The 17,808-nt window shown below is 32.9% G+C and carries 21 protein-coding genes; 1 reads left to right on the forward strand and 20 read right to left on the reverse strand.

Annotated elements, in window-relative coordinates; genetic code table 11:
- Positions 1 to 72 precede the first annotated feature (72 nt).
- The 14 genes from AS180_RS03500 to AS180_RS03560 form a co-directional block, all read right to left on the reverse strand.
- A complete protein-coding gene (locus AS180_RS03500; RefSeq protein WP_062686396.1) occupies positions 73 to 255 on the reverse strand; it encodes a hypothetical protein in 183 nt (60 codons plus the stop codon).
- 39 nt (positions 256 to 294) lie between these two features.
- Positions 295 to 837, reverse strand: coding sequence for a hypothetical protein (locus tag AS180_RS03505; RefSeq protein ID WP_062686397.1), 543 nt, complete (start codon positions 835 to 837; stop codon positions 295 to 297).
- Between the two features lie 27 nt (positions 838 to 864).
- Positions 865 to 1,299 carry a hypothetical protein gene (locus tag AS180_RS03510; protein ID WP_062686398.1) on the reverse strand — a complete coding sequence of 145 codons (435 nt, stop codon included), beginning with the start codon at positions 1,297 to 1,299 and terminating at the stop codon, positions 865 to 867.
- On the reverse strand, positions 1,286 to 1,576 hold the full coding sequence (locus tag AS180_RS03515) for a DUF2442 domain-containing protein (RefSeq protein WP_062686399.1): 291 nt from the start codon (positions 1,574 to 1,576) through the stop codon (positions 1,286 to 1,288). Before AS180_RS03515 ends, AS180_RS03510 begins: the two co-directional genes overlap by 14 nt.
- Positions 1,573 to 1,746 (reverse strand): hypothetical protein, encoded by a 174-nt coding sequence (locus AS180_RS22180; protein ID WP_156413436.1) that lies wholly within the window; start codon positions 1,744 to 1,746, stop codon positions 1,573 to 1,575. The genes AS180_RS03515 and AS180_RS22180 overlap by 4 nt, the downstream gene beginning before the upstream one ends.
- A gap of 280 nt (positions 1,747 to 2,026) precedes the next feature.
- Complete coding sequence (locus tag AS180_RS03520; RefSeq protein ID WP_062686400.1) at positions 2,027 to 2,482, reverse strand: hypothetical protein; 456 nt, start codon at positions 2,480 to 2,482, stop codon at positions 2,027 to 2,029.
- Positions 2,483 to 2,582: 100 nt separating this feature from the next.
- Positions 2,583 to 3,488: a hypothetical protein gene (locus AS180_RS03525; RefSeq protein ID WP_062686401.1), complete on the reverse strand. Its 906-nt coding sequence runs from the start codon at positions 3,486 to 3,488 to the stop codon at positions 2,583 to 2,585.
- A gap of 91 nt (positions 3,489 to 3,579) precedes the next feature.
- Positions 3,580 to 4,326 carry a hypothetical protein gene (locus AS180_RS03530; protein ID WP_062686402.1) on the reverse strand — a complete coding sequence of 249 codons (747 nt, stop codon included), beginning with the start codon at positions 4,324 to 4,326 and terminating at the stop codon, positions 3,580 to 3,582.
- Between the two features lie 78 nt (positions 4,327 to 4,404).
- Positions 4,405 to 4,737: a hypothetical protein gene (locus AS180_RS03535; RefSeq protein ID WP_062686403.1), complete on the reverse strand. Its 333-nt coding sequence runs from the start codon at positions 4,735 to 4,737 to the stop codon at positions 4,405 to 4,407.
- 6 nt (positions 4,738 to 4,743) lie between these two features.
- The gene (locus AS180_RS03540) at positions 4,744 to 5,004 is read right to left on the reverse strand and encodes a hypothetical protein (RefSeq protein WP_062686404.1); all 261 of its coding nucleotides are present in this window, start codon (positions 5,002 to 5,004) and stop codon (positions 4,744 to 4,746) included.
- On the reverse strand, positions 4,995 to 5,303 hold the full coding sequence (locus AS180_RS03545) for a hypothetical protein (RefSeq protein WP_062686405.1): 309 nt from the start codon (positions 5,301 to 5,303) through the stop codon (positions 4,995 to 4,997). Before AS180_RS03545 ends, AS180_RS03540 begins: the two co-directional genes overlap by 10 nt.
- Positions 5,304 to 5,775: 472 nt before the next feature.
- Positions 5,776 to 6,177, reverse strand: coding sequence for a four helix bundle protein (locus AS180_RS03550; protein ID WP_062686406.1), 402 nt, complete (start codon positions 6,175 to 6,177; stop codon positions 5,776 to 5,778).
- Between the two features lie 24 nt (positions 6,178 to 6,201).
- Positions 6,202 to 6,495 carry a hypothetical protein gene (locus tag AS180_RS03555; RefSeq protein ID WP_062686407.1) on the reverse strand — a complete coding sequence of 98 codons (294 nt, stop codon included), beginning with the start codon at positions 6,493 to 6,495 and terminating at the stop codon, positions 6,202 to 6,204.
- Between the two features lie 1,135 nt (positions 6,496 to 7,630).
- Positions 7,631 to 9,325 (reverse strand): DEAD/DEAH box helicase family protein, encoded by a 1,695-nt coding sequence (locus AS180_RS03560; RefSeq protein ID WP_062686408.1) that lies wholly within the window; start codon positions 9,323 to 9,325, stop codon positions 7,631 to 7,633.
- Between the two features lie 896 nt (positions 9,326 to 10,221).
- On the opposite strand from AS180_RS03560, the gene AS180_RS03565 reads away from it, so the two are divergent.
- Positions 10,222 to 10,425: a hypothetical protein gene (locus tag AS180_RS03565; RefSeq protein ID WP_139109148.1), complete on the forward strand. Its 204-nt coding sequence runs from the start codon at positions 10,222 to 10,224 to the stop codon at positions 10,423 to 10,425.
- A 64-nt stretch (positions 10,426 to 10,489) separates the two neighbouring features.
- Here AS180_RS03565 and AS180_RS03570 read toward each other — a convergent pair whose 3' ends face one another.
- The 6 genes from AS180_RS03570 to AS180_RS03595 form a co-directional block, all read right to left on the reverse strand.
- Positions 10,490 to 11,299 carry a hypothetical protein gene (locus AS180_RS03570; protein ID WP_062686410.1) on the reverse strand — a complete coding sequence of 270 codons (810 nt, stop codon included), beginning with the start codon at positions 11,297 to 11,299 and terminating at the stop codon, positions 10,490 to 10,492.
- A gap of 25 nt (positions 11,300 to 11,324) precedes the next feature.
- Positions 11,325 to 12,080 (reverse strand): TatD family hydrolase, encoded by a 756-nt coding sequence (locus AS180_RS03575; protein WP_062686411.1) that lies wholly within the window; start codon positions 12,078 to 12,080, stop codon positions 11,325 to 11,327.
- A complete protein-coding gene (gene qatC / locus AS180_RS03580; protein WP_062686412.1) occupies positions 12,064 to 13,518 on the reverse strand; it encodes a Qat anti-phage system QueC-like protein QatC in 1,455 nt (484 codons plus the stop codon). The genes AS180_RS03575 and qatC overlap by 17 nt, the downstream gene beginning before the upstream one ends.
- Positions 13,511 to 14,224 (reverse strand): hypothetical protein, encoded by a 714-nt coding sequence (locus AS180_RS03585; protein ID WP_062686413.1) that lies wholly within the window; start codon positions 14,222 to 14,224, stop codon positions 13,511 to 13,513. Before AS180_RS03585 ends, qatC begins: the two co-directional genes overlap by 8 nt.
- A gap of 7 nt (positions 14,225 to 14,231) precedes the next feature.
- The gene (locus AS180_RS03590; protein ID WP_062686414.1) at positions 14,232 to 16,109 is read right to left on the reverse strand and encodes a KAP family P-loop NTPase fold protein; all 1,878 of its coding nucleotides are present in this window, start codon (positions 16,107 to 16,109) and stop codon (positions 14,232 to 14,234) included.
- A 337-nt stretch (positions 16,110 to 16,446) separates the two neighbouring features.
- Positions 16,447 to 17,805, reverse strand: a complete 1,359-nt coding sequence (locus tag AS180_RS03595; protein ID WP_062686415.1) for a restriction endonuclease subunit S — start codon at positions 17,803 to 17,805, stop codon at positions 16,447 to 16,449.
- Positions 17,806 to 17,808 lie beyond the last annotated feature (3 nt).

A 17,808-nucleotide genomic window follows, 5' to 3' on the forward strand; every position in this document is an offset into this window, starting at 1 on the left:
TTTATTATAGATTTAGCGAAGATATCTATAATCTAAAATAATGGAAACTGAAGGAGAATTACTAAGCCCTGATTAATCATCTTCTAATAGGGGATTTTTCTTATAAACTACAAATTGCTTTATCTCCTCTTCCGTTAAGTCTTCTACATCGACATTTTTCGATTTACAATACTCCAGCAATGCCCGAACTTTGACTTTATAATGTGATGGAACAGCATAGACACCATCATTAATATCAAAATCATCATCAAACATTATAAACACCTCCATTTACCCAGATATATTCTCAATACCTCAATCAATAAAACATTTAAAAGTTCCTGCAATTTTCCATTTCTTACTTGACTCTCTTATGTTATTTTCAATATATTTCAAGAATGCACCATATCCCTCCATATATATTTTGCCCTCAATAAAGAACACCAACATCGAGAATTCCACTCTTAACAAATCCCATGCTGACACCTTTACTTCGTCAGTAATAATATTGGATTGAAAACAAGGAAATCTCCCCTCTTCTGCCAGTTCAACTAACTCTTTTAATGATGATAATTCACCCATCATTTCCGAAGCCGATTCAAAACAATCTGTGTCCCATTGCTCTTGAGGACACATCGAATATTGATATTGCATAAATTCCTGCATTTGTTCTAAGGCTACCGTTTCTTTAATCTCAAAAATGACTTCTTCATGAGTTTCATTTATTTCGTACAAGGTAATATCTAAGTGTTTATTTAACTCATTTATCAATCCTTCTAATGTAACCTCTAACTTATCCAATCTTTTTTTATCAACTTCCAATCTATAACAAATTCCCATTTGCAGATATTGCCCCATTATTCTCCCTCTCCTTTACCTCTATCCTTACTTCCTGCCTTCTCCCTGTTCCTTTATATATTCAATCAACAACTTTTTCAGGTCCATCGATAAAATCTTAGAACTGCTTATTATTTCTTGGGGAGGTGTGTCTTCGATATCTCTCTTTGCAGATTCCAAACGATATTGATAAATCCTTCCCATTGATTCTTGGTCAAAAAATTCGTCATTTTCTACATAACTATCAAATTTATCTTTCACATATTCTACGAATTCCGACTGTTCCACTACCTCCACAGCTCGATGATAACAAATTCGACAGTGCTCTATAATTTTTGGCAATGGCAAATAACCCAAACAATTTACTGCTAATTGCATCCTGCTTTCATCAGATACTTTTGCTGAAATAATTTTTAAAGCCTCAACAAATCCAGCTTCAAAACCTTCATTATAACCAATTTTATATGGTTCAGTATCCCTCATGCTCTTCTCCACCTTCATTCCCAAATATATGGTCTATATTTACACTTTCCGAATATAAATGTTCAGGCTGAAAATCTACCCCATTTTCCCAAGCAACCGTACCCGCTACGTTGTCAACCATTGCTGTTCGGAACATATCAATATCATCACGTACTTCTTCTAATAATCCTTTATCATCTTTCAAAAATTGTTTAACATTTAAGAGTCGATATTCCTTGTTATTAAATTCCATAATTAAATGAAATGAGGTGGTTGCATAAACCGATGTTAATCTCATATTTTCTTCTCCCCTTTCCGTCTAAAGAATCTAAACTTCCTTTTATCCATTTCGTCTAATAAAACCAGAGCTTTTTTATGTTCCTTTAGAATCGGATGGCTAATATCAGCAACAGCCATCTTTTTCCCAAAATTCGGATTAACGCTCTTTTTATTTCTCTCGAATGCCATTAACTTCTCTCCTTCTTTTAATAGATTCTTTTTGGTTTTTAGTACTTTTTAGAAATTGCTTTACCTCCATAATACAAATACATAGCATTGAGCAAACTCTTAAGGCTTTTCTTCTCATTGTTTTTAGGCAAAACAAAAGACATCTTGCATATAGGCGAAATTTTCTTTTTTTTAAAAGAAAACTGCCTATTACAAAATGCCTCTAAAAATTAGCTTTACTAATAAATGAACCTCTATTATTTATAGAATATAGCTGGATTGAAGGAATTGCAACAAAACTTTAAACAAAATAATACATATCAGCATCAATCCCACCTGGCTCTTCTTGAGATGTAAAGAAAATATCATTTCCGTTTATATGACACTCCAAATGTTTAACTGCAATTGCATCGAAATTATAGAATTTTTCTGGAATGGTATATTGTTCATTCAAAAAATCTTTAAAGCAAATTTCTTCATCCGAACAAGACATTTCTTGCATGTCTTTCCCATCCATATAACCATTAAAACAAACCCAGATATAATTATCTTCATATTCGTTTCCATAATCTCTTGAAGAAAATTCTCTTCCGTCATATTCATGCAATTCTTCCTTTTTTGCAAACATGATTCTGGTTTTATCCGTAGCACATTCTTGTAAATGCTCCTTTACCCTGTCCACTAAGTTTTTTTGAAATGGACTCATTTCAAATCCCTTCTTTATTTTATAAGTTGATTGATTCGATACATTACTCATTTCTTTTCCTCCCATTTTTCATATTATTTTATTAAAAATACTTTATATTATAGATTTTTAGGCTTGGGATATAATCATTCAAATCTGTTCGGTTTACGTTTTACACCACTGCTTCTTCAAGAAAATCAGGGGTTAGTAAAATATACTCTTCAATCAAATCCTTCACCTTCATTAAGGTTTCATGGTCATTTATAACCTTATCAATATCAGATGAATCCTCATTATGAATAATCTTGCCATCTACTATTCTTAAATTCTCATATAGATATTTGGCATAGCAAATTTCTTTTCTATCATACGTTGCTTGAACAATGTTATTCTCAAGATACAGGTTAAATGATAGAACAAATTCGGCATCCGTTTTCTCGTTTTTCCAAGGGCGATGTTCATGGAGAAACTCTACCTTATTGTCCATAAGATTCTTTAGCCATTTTTGATGGTATTCGTCATAGGATTGAAGTTCTTCTTCATACCAACCATCAATATCTGGCTCTTTTTGCTTCCGATTATATCCCCGATATTTCCGAACTGACTTACCTTCAACAACTGTATGCCATTTGTTTTCATACCAATGCCCTTCAGTAAACCAGTTGATAATCCCCCTCGGATAATATCCTCTTGGAATAAAAATACTTTTGACAAGGTACTTTAACCATTCATGACCACCGTAAGATTTTTCATTTCTGTTCCAAGCTAATCCTAATCGGTCATCTGTTACTGTCCAAACACCCCATAATTCTGGCTGACCTGGTGGTGGACAATTATGGTCAATAACATATTTAGATTCAAACTCTCTTTGACTTTTGGGTTTCATATCTTGAACTCCGAAGAAAAATTCACCCCAATACCCTATTTCCGACTTTAAGGCAATTCCATCCTGTTCCAACTTATCCGCATCCCAACGCATTCTTCTTGTTTTTCCAAGCCCCTTAATAATGTTGTAAGTTTCATCATCCAGTGGCTTATCTAATTCAATTCTTCCTTCATAGTAAATGTTGTATCCCATTTTGTTTCCTCCTAATTTCATTATATTTAAAGTTATTTATCTTGAAATTTCCCAAGCATATTTTTTGTTAAATCACTAAGATGTGTTTTAGTTATCTATAATTATTTAAAAATGCAAAAGTAGATTCTACTGGAAAACCTAAGATTAAACCTACTATCATACAATCAATCATGTAGTTGGGATTGGCATAATCATAATCAAAGAAATCCTTGAATTCGCAATCAGTTATTTTTCTTAACTTAGTTGCATTGGATTCATTTAATTCAAACCCCATTTTTTCATTTAGAATTTGATAAGAACAAATAAGCTGTTCTATATCAAACAAATCTCCAATCTTACCTATATTTGCAAATCCCAACTCCACATAATCCTCTCTGAAATGAGGCATAATCTTATAATCCAGATTTCCTTCTACCATTTGAATAAATCTGTCTATCTTAGATTTTTCTACAACAATAAATCCCATTGGTTTTTGCTTCTTTAAGACGTACTCAATTAGCCTTTCGTTAGTATCAAACTGTTGTCCATCTGGTAAAGTAGCACCATACCCACCACAAAAATATAAATTGTCCCATCGATGCATAGGGCTGGAAAATGGTATATCAACAATTGGAAATCTGTATTTTGTTTGAAAATGTCCATTGTCTAAAGAAATAGCATGTCTCATATTCTTAAAGTCTCTGAAATAGAATCCTGACAACCCATAGCCATCCCGATTCTTATATCTTCCTATATCGGATGTATTGCTACTGACCCAAGAATGACCGCTAACAGGAAGCAAGTTACCTTTAATAATCCCTTCACCAATCTGATTCGATTTAACACATGTTTGATTCATTAAAGTTTTCCTCCTTGAACATATTTATTTACATAAGCCTTATTTTACTTTTAATTGAATCTATTCATTTTTATCGCTTCACTTGTTTAGGAAAGCCAACATGTGAGCTTCATCCACGACATCTAACACAAATGCCTCCTCTACTGAATATCTAACTTCTGTAAGTCCATATTCGTCTCCATAGACAAAAAGAATGAATTTAGTTTCTTCCTTTCCCAGACTAAAGAAACCATTTAATTTGTATTTTGAATTTAAAACTTCCACGACATCAAAAAGTCTATCAGCTCCTAATTTCACTCTTATATCTGGAATTTCCATTTGTGAATAAATATCATGGATAGCTTCTTTTACCGTTGCTTTTTCTCCCTTTCCTAACAACAAATCTTGAAGTTCTTCTTTAAGGTTTTCCAATATTTTTTAGTAAACTACGATTTCATACCACTTTTCATTTAGGTCCGAACCGACAGCAGTTCTGAAATATCTATCAATATCCGTACTACTAAAACGTAAAGACCTACCATTGCTTTTATGACATAATTCCACCGCCATTGCCTTTAGTCCCATTAGTTGAGCGGATGTAAGAGACTCAGCCTTTTTCGATATTTGCTCAATTGTTTCCATCGGAAAGGTTTTATAAAATCCCCTAAGAAAATCACTCTTTTGGTAAATCAAAAGCATGAGTTCCCTCCCTGGCTTTCCCCAATCCAGGCATATTCTTCATTTACTAAACAAACGAAAAGTAGCAATGCTTCTTCTGCAGTAAATAATCCCTCAACTTCTCTTTTAGCCATTTCTGTAAAATCATTGGCGTAACGCAAGATAGTATATAGTTTTTCTTCTACACCAAACTTCAGGTTGGATTCCTTATTGAAATCCAAATAGGTTTGTTGATTAAAACATTTAAGGTCTTTAATTTGTTCAATCAATGGTTTTTCCAAATAAACAGATATACCTTTTCCTTCATCTAAGTTACACATCACAATTCCCTCCAATTTTTCTATAATTTGATATGTGGTAATAAAAGTGCATCACCAACTCCGTATCACTCGGTAAGTGACAATACAAACGTGTTTTCGCTATCAAATTTTCAAGGAACGACAAAAAGACCGTATTTATTTTTTGCAAGAACACATAGGTAGACACAACCATAGGGAAAAAATCCTTTTGGATATAGTCAAAAAACCTATATGAAATTACAAGAAATAAATACGGCCTCTTACCGTCATCAGATAATAATACATTAATAAAAATGTATAAGTTAGTTTCAAAAAATCTTCTTTAGGCAACAAAACATTTGGCGTTGCCTATGTTCCTAATTTACACTCATATTTATTATATGTCAATAACTTTCTTATCGACTATTGTCTTACCAATTTATATGCTGGTGGAACTCTTTAGAGGAAGGCTCATTGAATTAACGTATGAGGACAAAATTTTAACAACTTTATATTAAGCAATTTCTCTCTTGACCTTTTTAATTAAAGCAATAAGCATCTTTATAATCTCGCAAATTTCCTTTTCCAACTGATGGTAGATTTCTAAACTCACATAACCGACCCGATAAATTAGCTCAATTTGTGCTCTTACCTCGTATGCAGAACCGTTCGCAATTGCGTAGAAGTGCAACATCTGATTAGGAAAGAGACCTGCATAACCTTGTCCCTCAGCGAGATTACTTGAAATCGACACCGATGACCTCTCGATTTGCGACCTTAGACCGTATTGTTCGTGTTGCGGAAAACTCTTTGTCAGCGAGTAGATTTTTTCCGTTAATGACACTGCCTTGTTCCAAACATCTAATTGTTTGAAGTCCCTTGCGAAAATGTCCTGTCCGTTCATATCCTTTTTCACTTTTTCTCTCCTCCTTCTTTTCTATTAAGCAGTTCTATATAAGTTTTCGAGGCTTCTAATATCGTCTACTGTGTTTAAATGCAAATACTCCTTTGTTGCGATAATTATGCTGTATCTAATTTCCGCTAACTTAAATCGCATTTCTTCCAGTTCAGCAACGCTAATATCTAAAAAGCACGTTTCTAATAAGGATTCTTTTAACTCGTTTACTTTTTCCTGCATTTGCTCCAGCTCTTCAATCGCCAGTGGTTGTAATGAATGGAGAAACAGCGTTCTTTCCAGTTGGTCGATGGCTATTTTAATTTGTTCGGTGGTCACTATATCGTCTTCTCCTTTCTATCAATTACCTCTTATGTAATACCAGTTTATCAATTTACAAGTTTTTTTAGGGGCAAAAATGGTTCTATGAGGTTCTACTATTGTTCTCCATTTTCAAAAACACCGTTCCTATAAAAATATGGTTCAAACGCTATTTTACTGGAATAAATTGTATCTCAAGTCCTTTATTTGATTAAAGTAGTGGAATGTTGTTTTGCACATTCGTATGATGAAGAACTTGGATTGAATTATGTCCAAATGCTCTAACGAAAAAAGTTGTGTATGCTGTCTTCTTGTATAAAGGAGATTAACTAAAAAACAACTTTTGAGATATTCCACATAATTGATATTCCTACATAAAGGTGAAGATGAAATATTCATTGCCATTACAATACAATGTGCCAATAGCACAAAAATAATCCTATTCTTTCAAAAAATCTAAGGTCTTTAATAAAAACAATGAACTTTTACATAAAAGCCTTCGCTTATCTATTAAAATGTCAAAAGACTATTTTCAAAAAGGTACTACATCAAAGCTGATACATTAACAATCCAGAATATCTTAGAACTAAACAAAACAATCAATATAATGTATTATTTCATTTGCACAATAGACGGATATCCAACATTAGCATTTTCATCTTGTCAATGAATAATAGGTTAGCTAAAATAGCTCTTTTGTTACCAAAAGAACCGAAGCCATCTATTCAAAATGCCATAGTACAAATAAAACAACCAATAACAAACAACTATAGCCAAAACATTCAATAGATTTTGGTATAACATCAATACCATATGCTTATGCAAAGGAACTGTATGATACAAAGCAAATGGATAATAGCACTTCTGACTTTTTAAAGTTGTTGTTTTTCTTTATCCATTTGGCTTTATGTAAAAGTTGGGGTTTTATTTTATACCATCCAGTGTTTGCATTAATAAGGTGTACTATAATCACAGATGTGACTGGAATATCTATAAACAATTTTCCCTACCATCTGTTCATTGCATAAAGATACCTATAGTTTAATGGATGCTAATGATATTCCCCCTGGCTCTTCAGCAAACGAATGTGCAATATAACTATTTATGAGTTAACAGAAAAAGGATGCCTGTAAAGACATCCAGTAATTGGTTATTATTTAAAAATGAGCTTTTGACCTTGGTTTTCGATATGATTTGCTTGTAAAAAGGAATCCAGCGTTTTTAATATTTTTGCAAATAAGTGTTTATCCAGAATACCTACTTGTTCTCTAAGCTCCTTCTTCCTGATGCTACATGCTATCTTTGCATTAGCCACAAGAGCTTCCTGAACTAACAATACCTTCTTATCAAATGTGGATTGTTCCTTCGGCTTTCTATCAGATTTCTTCTGTTTGCTTTCTACGGTCAATTTTTGGCTTACGTATTGCACATTTTGCAATTGATTTAATACAATATCTACCGCTTCTTTATTACTGCAAAAAAGATAAATGTCGGCACGTTTTGATAAATCTCTATTAATCCTTTTAATCGCTTGATAAATCTCCCCAGCTACTACCGATTTTCTAATCGCTTCCACTTCTTCATGTTCAAATACTCGAATATCCCCGACTGCTTTTCCACTTAACTTTTGCAAATATACAAACTGCATTGAATAGTCAATATATGAATAATTCGGGGTTTTAAGTATTACTACCTTATCAAAACCCCTGAAATCATTGCGGCCTATAATATTGCCAAAATACTCCACCTCTATTTTTACATTAAGAAACTCCTCTATTTCTTCCAAACTATCACCCATTTGAGCGAATTTCAGCAACAAGGCATCCTTAACTCTGTCCACACTATCTTTTTCGGTTACGAATAAAATCTGACTGCCATTGCTAAATTCAACTCTTTCAAGGGATTCCTGGAAAAAACTTATGTATTTGTCTAAGTTCCCTTTCCCTGTTTTGACTTCAAAATGATGGAAGTTTGTTTGGGAATAATCAAATATTGAGGGCTGGTTTTGGATGGAGAATAGCTCTTTAAATATTGAATAAGTTTCATCGAAGTTTCCGTTCGCATCTAACACAACGTTATTTTCCAGCATTAGGTAGCTTATTGCCTCGAACGTGTGAAACTGATTTTCAAAAAACAGTCCACCATTTTTTATAAGATTCTTCACCTTTAACAGTAACATCTTATGATTCTTGTCTGTAACCACGCCAATCAGTTCATTGAGTGCGGTTTGATATTTTAAGAAGCAATCAACCTTAAAACCAATCGAAAACATTTCCTGCTTACTCACAGAGCCAATTAATGGTGAATAATGATAAAACTTTTCTTTTAAAATTCCCGCTAATTCTTCCATCAATTTGCCTTGTTTATACAGGTCAAAACTTCCCCAAAGGTTGCCGATATCTTCAATGGAAATGCTTATTCTCTCTACTAAATCCATTCGTTCATCAATAACTAAAATTTGCCGATTGTCAATTAATTCTGGGTGCAATCCCCGACAAAATTGTTTATACATTGAATGACTGCAGACAAGTATTTGTGCTTCCATAACCTTTTTTAATTTCCTTTTAGACTTGTTATCTTCGCCAGTAATCCCAACAGCAACTTCCTTTCCAGCAAATTCGTTGATACGAGCAACTGTTGCCTCAAGTTGATTGTCTTTTACAAATCGTTGTACATATAAAGCTCGGTAATCATTTTGCTTGGTCATTTCACCTAAAAACCTTTGCGACTCTCTTGACTTTCCACTACCAGCTTCAAACGGATAAACTATGAATTGGTCCCTTCTCCATAATTCCTTATTGGTAATTTGTTGTCTTAGTTGTTCAAAATCATAAGTTGATTTATTCATTCACTTTGCCTCCTTGATTAAATTTGATTTTATTAAATCAAATAAACAAGAGGCATTATATAGATTATCTGCTCTACCCTGTTTTACCTAATATTTCACAAAACGACAGCTATTTCATTACTTTAAAAAGAGATGTTTAACCTCAAATTGAAATTTTTGGTATTTGGGGATTTTCGGTTACAACTGGTCTTCACGTAATAATATATTTTGTTTAAAGGTAGATAGATGTTCTTCTAAACTGTTTTTAGTTTCTATAGAACTTAGATATAATAACTTAATCGCATACTGGCGATTCAAATGTAAAAGTTATCCTTTACATTGTAGTGACGACAATTTTAATAGATGATGTGTTCCCCCAAAAAGGATTTGAGGTTTCGTTAGATGATGATTTTTTCCATCTCTGTTTTCATAAGAATGATAGATTTAGTTCTTTCCTTTACAGCTTGGCTGTTGATAAAAGTTATCTTTTTTTACAATTACACCTTAGATTCTTCAAAATAAATCGGGGTTTTTAGAATAGTCCTTTGACATTTCTAATTGACCCATTTGTGCAATGTTCAATAAAAAATTGCAGATATTTTTTTGGACTATATAGGTTTATGTATTCCGAAAGTTATGAAGTCTGTTTTTCCTTACAGCTACAAGGGATTGATATGTTTAAAAGTCGAAAAACAACCTCACTTTCATTTCTTGCTTTTCTCCCCTCATTTCCGCAAATAAAGTTTCATTTCAAACCACTTTTGATTAGCTCTCACTCTGAGTTAGACGCTATCAAACCAGGAAAAGGCAGTATCAAGGAAAAAAACTTGCTATAATAAATGTGGTGAAAGGGTTAGATAAAATTCAAGGAAGGAGAGGTAGCTAATGCTCGTAAAAGCAAGGGATTGAAAGCTGGAATGAAAATTGAATTGGAAATGATGGCTTCCTATCATGCCAGGAAGAATAAGGTGACTAAAGTGGTGGAAATCGAAGAAGACGTTTTTTATTCAGAGGGAGATAAAGAGATAATAGTTGATTTTATTGAATGGGAAACGAAAAAGGGTGGGGTCATTATGCTCAATCCATTGAAGGAGAATAAACTGGTTCAGGGAGGGGCTTAGGGCTTCATCTGTCTCTTTTCAAAATTGAAATAGACAACTAAAGCCCCAATCCTATCACTGTTGATTATTGAACTTCCGAATTAGGCTGTTCAACGTCATCAAAATTTATATCAAGTGTTTCTACATAATGAACGATAGTCTCAACGCTTTTGTAAATATTTGTTTCACGCAAAGGGGTATCACTCATTGCCCAAGCAAGAAATAGTTGACCAAGAACCGTCAGAACTGGTAATAGAACCTTTTTCCAAGTGCTTACTTCTTCTTCATTTAAATTTCCACTTTGAGCTTCGGCATCTGTAACATTTACAATAATATTGATTTTAAGAGCCATATCGAAAAAGTGTGGCCGCTTAATTTTCACTTGAATATCTTCTTCATGTAGTTCCTCTATTTCTTCTACATCATCCTCTGTATCATGAATATATTCACTTAGATTTTCCACAAAGGAACTGTTGATTGCAGAAGATATTTGATTAAAAAAGGGAGCAAATTGGGAAGCACTTGAGAAAGCTAAACCTTGGTTGCTCAAACCTGCTACAGCACTTGCCATTTGAGAAAAGTCATGACGTGGAATATTAGCCATTGTGTGCATAGGATAATTTATTAAATGAGCAACCACACCACTGTTCATCAATTCTAAGATATTGGACTGCTTATAAATAGCAAATGCATCACTATTCATTAGTGCACTTGACATTGTATTTGCTTTTTCAAACGCACTTGCATGTTCCATATAACTTGCAACAACACTACTATTCGCCATTTTATTGGCTAACTCACTGGCTCTGGTCATACGATTTATCATTTCTTGATTCCTATTTATTTGATTCATCATCTTTTGCCATTTTCGTAAATGCTTAAATGAATCATCCATTACTGTTCACCACTTTCAAATATCCTTATTTGAAATCATTTCTTAATCCATACTGTTTTTGCTCAATTAACAGTCTTTTTAAATTACTTAATACAATAGAGCTAAAGTTTTTTATCTGGAGCTTTTCTTCAAACTCCTCGTAGATTACAGGTAAGTTATATGATTTTCCTTTTATATCAGATTTTCCAAAAGGAGCATCAGTTTCAATAAGCAACTTATCCAAAGGTACAGCTTTTATGATGTTTAGACCCTTTATTGAGGTAAGCATTGAATAGTTTACGGATAAGTAATACCCATTTCTAATGATTTCTTCTAAAAGGGTTTTACTGCCAGAATACCAGTGAAATACTGCAAACTTAACCCTATTATCTATTAAAATTTCTAAGGCGTCTTTCTCAGCCATTCTGGAATGTATCGACATTATCTTGTTTGTCTCTCCTGCTCTTTTACAAATGTATTGAAATGCTCTTTGTTGTTCTGTTTTAGTTGCTATAAATTCTTTAGAATAATCTAAACCAACCTCACCAATATATTTAGTATGAGGAAGCCATTTATCAAACAGCCTCATGTTGAATTGATGCGTCTTTGCTAATTGTGGGTTGTAACCCAAACCTATCTTCACATACTTATTATCAGGAAATTCCCTCTTACACTTCTCAAATATTTCAGGTAAATTCGTAACAAAAAGAGCATACGTTTTGTTATGATTAAAGTAATCATACATTTCTCTATAATTTTTGTAATAATCTATATGAATATGAAAATCAACTAAGCTGGGCATCTTCTATTAAATCCTTTAGCCCCAAATATTCTATTAAACCGCCTCCACTTTGTGCATCTTCAAACTTCAACATTTCTAATAATTCATTCATAGATTTATGATACAACCGCTCGTAGGAAGTAATTTCATCCATAGATAATGGACCTTGCCGAACCAAAAGCGTTCTAATGTATTCCTTATCATCTTTATGTTTGAAATATCTCCTTAAGCTAAAAAGCACCGCCTTTAAATCACTTGCCCTGCCTTGCAATTTGCTATATTGGGTTAAAAACTTGCTATTTAATTTATATACCGAATTATAAACAGTGTTATCCTTACCGATTGCTAAGAATGAGGCTCTTCTAATAAGACAAGGGTAACAATATCCACAATTACAAGGAATCTCAATACTTTTATCGTATTTTCTATCGTATCTTGATAAACAAGGGTGGGAACATGAAAGAGTTCTATGTGCATTATTTTGAAAAACAAGTTTCTCAGTATGCTCTGCTACAATTTCTCCTTTAGATTTATCCCAATAAAAATTCTTGATTGTATGATTTAACCCGACCAATTGCAGGATTTGATTCAGTGTTTTCAAAAAGATAGGGTGGGTCGTTCTCGTACTACAACTTCCACTTCTGCTATCAGTTAAAGGAACATTAATGCCAATAAATCCGTTCTCTGGAATAAACACGGGCGTTCCTTCTCCTATTATCGATGCAATCGCAACTGCTCCAGCTAAAAATAAAAATGACCTGCTTCTACTTGAACTCTCAGCACCCAATCTACCCTTTTCTCCATTCCATTGAATCGGAGCTAAGGGATTCGCATTAAATAAAATTAGCTCTTTGTTTATCGCAGGATATGCCTTATCAATCTCATTAAAAAGTTCGTGCTGTCTGCTTGTCAAAAGATTGTATTCCCTGAACCCTACAAAACATGTGTTTTTTTGTTTTTCAGATAAGGTTAAAGCTCCGCAGAATGAGTCCAAACCACCAGAAAATAGACTTACTGAATCATATTTTTGTTTGTCGATAAGTTTATACTTTGTATTTTTCTTATTAGACCTAAACTTGCTTGTTGATTGTCTGAATTCAAATGTCCAGTTATCGCCACTTAAAAATCTAAGAGTTTTTTCCAGTTCATTTTTTACTACAGTCCATTTTTCTACTTCAAGAACAGGCAAGTGGAGTTTAATACGTCTTGTCCAATTATCAGTTGATTTTTTTCGAGGTATTCTTTTATCTGCACAAAAAACACTAATGGCTATTACCAACAAGTCCTCACTAATATCCGATAGAGATTGACATCCAAATCTTCTCCATAGTTGTTCTGCATCAGTCTTAACATTTGATTTGTTGTTCTTATCGAAAAGATTAAACACTAAAAGATTTTCAGTTTGGTTTCCGCTATTTGCTAAATCATCATCTTGCTTGTTAATCCATATGTTAAACAAGTGTCTCACTCCAAACAGATAATATTTCAAATGCCTTGTTACATTTCTCTGTAATAATTTGATTGCCTTGCTGTCCATTCCAGTCAACTTTTTGAATGTCCACTATTGTAAACTCAGACTCTAAGGATGTACGAATATACGTCTTTACACTTTTTTCTGCAATATCATATTTATCCAATTTGTCAAACATTGTAAGTATTTTCTCCGCAAAATTAGCAAAGAAACAGTTTTGGATAAATTTTATAATGAATTCCCTAATGAATTCACCAGTATTAATCGAACCAATTATATTATTATAATCATCTTCATCTTCAGCACTTTTTAATAGTTCACGCATAAGCTCACTCATACTTTGCTGAGCAACGCTACCGTAAAAATCACTTCCGCTATCATTAAAATATTCTAAGAGACCTGAACGAAGGCCTTCTGAAGATTGACCTCGCAAATGCGATAGCCCAACCTTCTCTAAAGCCTCGAAAAATCCATAACTCTTAACAGCTTCAATAAAATTAACTGCCTTTGTTCCTATTTTAGCAACTGAACCTGAATAAGATTTTCCTCCATCACCCATTGCCTTTGAAAAACTTGAAACTGCTTTACCTATTGAAGATGGGGTAAATCCATTTTTCACCATACCCGTTACATCTCTTTTAGCTTCTGGCCATAAATATCCTGTTGGCGGTAAATATCCTTTAGATGTTCCCATTCCTTTATCACCCTATCTCCCATAGCTTTTTAGACGAGTTTTTTTCGTTAATATAATAATCTTTAAGTTTATCGAATGTTTCTTTATCCATTTGCTTAAATAACAATATTTCATTTGGAGTGATTGAGCCTCTCTTATACTTTTTTAACTCTTCAAGTATTTTTGGCTGATACTGCTGGAACATCTTATAGAGTTCAATCAACACCCATAAATGATTCTTGTCCTGATTATATTTACTAATAATTCCTTTTATAATTTCGCTTCGAGTAACCTCATCCATCACTTTTAGTTCTTCTATCTTTTTCTTTCTAATAATTTCAGAGACAGTTAGATTACATATTTGATTTATTATTTTTCTTTCTTCCTGATTTAAGTTTATAGAGAATAGTTTTTTATCTGAAACGGAATCACGAGCTAAATAGAAATATTGCGACAAATCAACTTCAGATAAATTAGTTGGTTCAACACCAATCCATCTTTTTATTTTGTCTCCAAACCAAGCACCATTTTTCTGTTCTTGACTTGTTTTAGGCTTTTCCTCATCATTTAATCCTTCGTTTAATACTTGATTTTCAATATCTGATAACGGCTTTGGAATTCCATCATTTTCAAACTGCCACTGATACAATTCTCTAAATAAATCCCTATCGGTGTATTCAAGAACCATCAACTTTGCTAAAACTGATAAATTCAGTTCTATTCTTTGTATCTCAGCAAGACGTTTTCTCATATAGAATGTATTTAAAAATCGTTTGGTTTGTCTTGGATTCCCTTTAAGAGTGGCCGCAATTACACTTCCAATACTATTGAATATTTGAATTTGTTCTTCAAAATCCGATTGGCTGTAGCCCTGTTTATACTTGTTTCCATTCGTACTTGTTACACCATTGATTATTTCTACTATCTCTTTCCCGCTTATAATTTCCCCTTTAACAAAAATACCCTTATCTCTTAGCTTATTAATTAATTGGTTTAATACATCTTCACTTAAATACATTTCGCTTATCAAAAGAAGCATATAATTTTTTATATCGGTCTCAGCTAACTCAGCTATTCTGATAGGAAGCTGAACTATTTTTTCAATGTAATCAGTCGATACATCTATATCTACATCATCCAATTGAGGATATTTTCTCTTGATTGAATAGGTGATAATGTTCTCATCCATAGCAATAACAAAAGTAGTCTTTTCGACAGCAAGAAACAGTTTAATAGCTTCAAGTGTTTCGATTATTCTGTCAGGATTACATCTATCTAAATCATCTATCATTATGATTAAATTATCTATCTTAGATGTACGAATTATGTTTACGAAATCCTCTCTGAATTTTCGTACATTTTCAATGATATTTTCTTGTTGCGGAGCGTTGATGTAGTCTTTTTTCATTTGAGATGCCTTGTCCAAATGCTGTCCAATCTCTTCTTCTGAATCAAAATTTTCAGAATTAAAACCTCCGAGAAGCATTGGCAAAGGATTTCCTGCTAATAAACTCAAAGATAAAGGAATGCCTTTTTTTAAGGCTGTACTACCTACCCTTATCCAATCAACCCGTTTAATTAAGTTTTTAATCTTATCAGTTGATTCCTTAAAAAATGTTTGATTTTCTTGGAGACTTTGTAGAATTGCCTCCATTAATGCTGTCTTTGCATCATCATACCCCTCAAACATCCAAGCATTTACTGTAACAACTGCAATTCTTTTTTCTGTTTGATTCATGGTATTCTGTTCAATCAGATGAAGCAAAGTCGATTTTCCACTTCCCCAGTTGCCAAATAATCCAATTGTTAAAGGATTCATTCGTTCACTGGTAGCAATTTCGCAAATTAGGTTAGCATAAGGTTCATAAGCCAACATATCTATTTTTGAAGCGTCATCGGCCCACATTATCTTTCCCCCTATTTATTTATTGACTATGTTAATATTTTACACTATATTTTCTTGCAATGGCTTAATGCTTATAAAAGAAACAAAACATTTGTTCCTACAATTTTATACTAAATAGATTTGCTTTCCAAACAGTATTTAAGATGGCAAAGGAATACAAGTAAGGTTATTAGTCGAAAGTGCCATTGAAAATATTGAGTAAGCTGGAAAGTTAGGAACTGGATTGAATAGGTTATATACTGTAGAACAACAATAAGTTGGATTTTTATAGCAGTTTTTATAAAAATTGATTCATCCACAAAACAATAAAAGAGCCATTATTAGGCTCTTTCGTTGTCTATACCATAATATCTTCTTTTAACAAATCCAGTTGAAATGTTTGTTGAATAACCTTTTGAAATAATAAAGTATTATCATTTCTTGAACTCATTACTTCCTGTTCCAATAACTGTATTACATTCATAAGTTCTTCCACTTTGTTAATTATACGTTCTTGCTCTTCTATTGGCGGTAAAGGGATTAAAAATTTTGCTAACTTTGTCATGCTTAACCCCTCTCTCGAAACACCTACTTGTACATTCATTATTTCCTGTTGAAACAATGGTGAGATAATACATTTATGAATATATTGTCTTATTTTCGGGTCAATCAACCTGATAATTGCAACATGTTGATTGACATTTCCAATATCAAAATCACTTGAAATCAAGCAACTTCTACCAATTGAGCCACCAGTAATGTTAAGTAATATATCATTAGACTCAACTATACTTCCAGCCATACTCGTATTCATTTCTTCAGAGATAAAGGCAATATCATCTGTATTCAATCCTTCATTCCAAACATTTTGGGAACGAATAAACTTTACACCAGACGATACATAATTTTTGTCTCCTCCAAGTGGTGTTTTCCCTGCACCTAACTTACTAACTAATTCCCCTAACCTTACCCATTCCCAATTCTCAGGGATTTTAAAGGGGATTTCATCACATGTAACTTTAGGAAGTGATTTGGGTTTCTTCATTAGCTTGTTTTTTAGAAGTTCTTTTTTTTCTACTTCTATTTCTTTTAATAATTCTAATGCTGGTGTATCATTCTGTTCCTGTTCAACCACTTGACCTTGTACTGCTTGATGCAAAATAGCTCTTCTTAATTCAGCAACCAATTCACTTTGCTCATTAAGTTCCGAATCTATTTTACTTATAATTCCAACAACATTATTTATTTTATTAATAACTACTTTTTGCTGTTGAATATCAGGAAGTGGTATTTCAATCTCTAAAAACTTCTTTTCATTTAATCGTACCCGATTGGTTGTTCCAGAACTTGCTTTAACACATTGTTCAATGAACCAATTTGTTTTACTTAACCAAAACAAATATTCTGGAAGTATAAGGTCTACTTTACAATTAAACGATAGAAAGTCTCCTGTTATTACAGCTCCATTTAATTCATCAGGAATTAAACCAGAAGCTCCATTTCTTGCATCTATTTTAGAAATAATAAATTGGTTTGGCTTTACAATATATCGTTTAGCAGACATGATTTCATGCCCTTTGACTTCATTTCTTAATTGAACACCTTTACCCCAAAGTCGAACTTTTACCTGTTTATATGTTTGATTATCATCAATTGAGATTTGTTCCATATTTCTTTCAATTACTTTTCCAAGTCTTATAAACTTGATACTATTCATCTT

This window comes from Priestia veravalensis (assembly GCF_001457055.1).
Lineage (GTDB): Bacteria > Bacillota > Bacilli > Bacillales > Bacillaceae_H > Priestia > Priestia flexa.